General features: G+C 29.7%; 4 protein-coding genes. All 4 read right to left on the bottom strand.

Going from position 1 to position 2,875, the window contains the following annotated elements; translation table 11 throughout:
- The coding region (gene murJ / locus Q0C22_RS00440; protein ID WP_291490129.1) for a murein biosynthesis integral membrane protein MurJ at positions 1-1,046 on the bottom strand (1,046 nt) is incomplete at its 3' end.
- Positions 1,039-1,710, bottom strand: a complete 672-nt coding sequence (gene rsmI / locus Q0C22_RS00435; RefSeq protein WP_291490128.1) for a 16S rRNA (cytidine(1402)-2'-O)-methyltransferase — start codon at positions 1,708-1,710, stop codon at positions 1,039-1,041. The genes murJ and rsmI, both read right to left, overlap by 8 nt.
- Positions 1,707-2,594 carry an FAD-dependent thymidylate synthase gene (gene thyX, locus Q0C22_RS00430; RefSeq protein WP_291490127.1) on the bottom strand — a complete coding sequence of 296 codons (888 nt, stop codon included), beginning with the start codon at positions 2,592-2,594 and terminating at the stop codon, positions 1,707-1,709. The genes rsmI and thyX overlap by 4 nt, the downstream gene beginning before the upstream one ends.
- Positions 2,595-2,679: 85 nt before the next feature.
- The coding region (locus tag Q0C22_RS00425; RefSeq protein WP_291490126.1) for a hypothetical protein at positions 2,680-2,875 on the bottom strand (196 nt) is incomplete at its 5' end.

Genomic DNA, 2,875 nt, shown 5'->3' with positions numbered 1-2,875 from the left:
ATAAACATGGTTAACGCTATATCGGTATTAGCAGTATCACTTGATGTGAATTTGCCATGTTGAAAAATTATTGTAATCAGATCTTTACCAAAAAAAATAAAATACAGTGTAATTGGTATGGATAGATTAAGTATAATTTTTAATAACTGGTTTGTGTTTTCTATCAGTTGAGCTTTATCCAGTTTACTAAGTTGAGGCAATGTGGCTTGAGAGATTGCAAGAACAACAATAGCAAAAGGCAACTGAAACAAAATATTGGCATAATAAAGGTAAGATATGCTACCTACTTTTAAAAAACTTGCAATAAATGTATCTATCATATCGCCAATTTGTAATACAGAGCCGCTAATTGCTGTAACTGACATTAATTTTAAAATCTGTTTTGTTGAATCTTCTATTTTAAATGTATATTGAATTGGAATTTTACCCCATCTTAAGCCATAATAAGAAAAAATCATCTGAAGTATCCCACCAAGCACAACACCAAAGCATAAAGTAAAAATATGAGGTTTAAAAAAATCATATAGAATTAATATAGATACAATCATGCTGATATTTAGTAAAGATGGGGAAAAAGCTCCAACACCAAACTGGTTATAGCTATTCATTATACCCATAAAACATATTGCCATACCAATAAAGAATATGTAGCTAAAATTGATCTTAACAAGCAAATCTAATGTTTTAACATGAGGGTCCAAAAGTAAGCCGGGTGCAGAAATTAAAATCAAGACTTTTGAAAAAATTATGCCAATAATTGTAAAGATAAGCAATATAGTTCCAAAAATAATAATTAAGTTTCCTACAGCAACTTTTGCTTTTTCTGGGTTATCTTTATCTATTTTTGATAAAACAGGTACCACAGAAGAATTTATCGCACCTTCACCAAATATTCTCCTAAAATGGTTTGGTATTTTAAAAGCTACGAAAAACATATCCGTATAAATATCAGCACCAAAATATCGTGTTATTAAAAAATCCCTAAAAAAACCTAATATCCTTGATAGTATTGTAAAAAATGCAATAATTTTGATGTTTTTAAACATTTTTTTTTATTAAAATAACAAACTCGCCAATAATTTTCTTTTCATTAAATAGCTTAATTACATCATCTACAGGTCCTCGTATAAATTCTTCGTAAACTTTTGTTAATTCTCTGGCTATTACAATATATCTATTGCCAAGAGTTTGTTTTATATTTTCAAGTGTTTTTTTAAGTCTATTTGGTGATTCATAGATAATTATTGTTGCATCAAGATCATATTTTAAAAGAATTTTTGATTGTTTAGATAATGATTTTGGCAAAAAACCTAAGAATATGAATTTGTCCGTTGCAAGACCACTTGCCTGCAAAGCACAAATAAATGCACTGGCGCCGGGTATTGGTTCTACTTTGTAGCCATGCTCTATAAAAGCTTTAACAATTCTATATCCTGGATCCTGTATAGTTGGTGTGCCAGCATCTGTAATTAAAGCTATTGTTTTGCCTTCACTAGCAATATTTAGAGCAATTGGTATTTTTTTTTCATAATTATAATCATTGTAGGATATTATATCTTTTTTGATGTTGTATGTTGATAACAATATTTTTGAATGTTTTGGGTTTTCTGCAAAAATTACATCCACAGAATTCAGCGTTTCAACCGCTCTATATGTTATATCTTTTAAGTTGCCAATAGGCGTGGCAACGACATAGAGACTGGTCTTCATAGCTTGGCAAAAAATTGCCTTATCTGGTTTATATCATCGCATGGTTTTGTTTCATAACATCTGCCTCGTATGCATGAAGGACCAGCATTTTTAAAGATAATAGGAGCAATTTTTTTGCAAATTTTCAACATTTCAATTGCAATATCCTGAATTTCTTTTTGAGCTTTTTTGCATGTTCTTAATGTAAAAAAATGAAGTAGTTCTCTTGCATTCATAGTAACAATTATATCGGATACTATTGCGCATGGCAAAACATATCTGGCATCTTCTTTTGGCAAATCTAAGTTTAATAGTTCTTCATAGGCAGACTGAGCTTTCTTTATTATATCATCAAAGATTTCTTTTGCTTTAGTATTGTTTAAGATTTTTTCAGGCACAAAAAAACCAGAAGCTTTTGTATATCTATGAGATTGCTGAGTAAAGCTTGCGATTCTATGCCTTACAAGCTGATGAGATGCTACGCGGCTGATACCTGTTATTAAAAACGTAAAACTTGCATGTTCTAAAATAGATAAATGACCTGATTTGATAATTTTTCTCAAAAATGTTTTGTTATCTTTAGGATTTGATTGATAACAAATTTTTGCTATATCAGCACATAAATTGTCTGATTGATTTGTATGTGATATAAGTATAACCTTTTCGTAGATTGGTTCTACTTCTAAATCTCCTTCCTCAATAACTTTACCACAATTTTGACATTTAAATTGTAGAGGTTCATCTAGAACTTTTGCTTTGTAATAGTTTTCCTTTGTAAGGTTAGTAGAACCGCAATGAGGGCATTTAACCTTATACTTATATTTGATAACGTCCCCTGCCAATACTATCATATCGACAGTATCAAATTGAAATAGCTTTTCTTTGTATAGATCTTTTAACAACATTATTTTCCTCCTTTAAACAAACTAATATTAAAAGCTTTTCTTAAGCTTTCTTTAAATACAATTAGTCTTTATTATTATTTACTAATTAAAATACTAACTGATTACGAATAGATAGGGGATATATAGCTATTTCAGATTTATAATTTTCAAGTCCATTATATAATATTTGGGGTGAGATATTGTCAATAGCGTATTCGGTAGAAAATACGTATCCAGCTGCCTTATAGCATTTTGCTACAAAGGCACTACAATATAGACTACGATGTTCATCATCTAATGGA

Source organism: Desulfurella sp. (assembly GCF_023256235.1).
Taxonomy (GTDB): Bacteria; Campylobacterota_A; Desulfurellia; order Desulfurellales; family Desulfurellaceae; genus Desulfurella.
Note: the sequence above shows the minus strand (reverse complement) of the source record. Positions and strands in the feature narration are given on the sequence as shown.

Excerpts from the sequence above, each read along its gene's own strand:
- rsmI (WP_291490128.1), bottom strand. The coding sequence starts at position 1,710 with ATGAAGACCAGTCTCTATGTCGTTGCCACGCCTATTGGCAACTTAAAA.
- thyX (WP_291490127.1), bottom strand. The coding sequence starts at position 2,594 with ATGTTGTTAAAAGATCTATACAAAGAAAAGCTATTTCAATTTGATACT.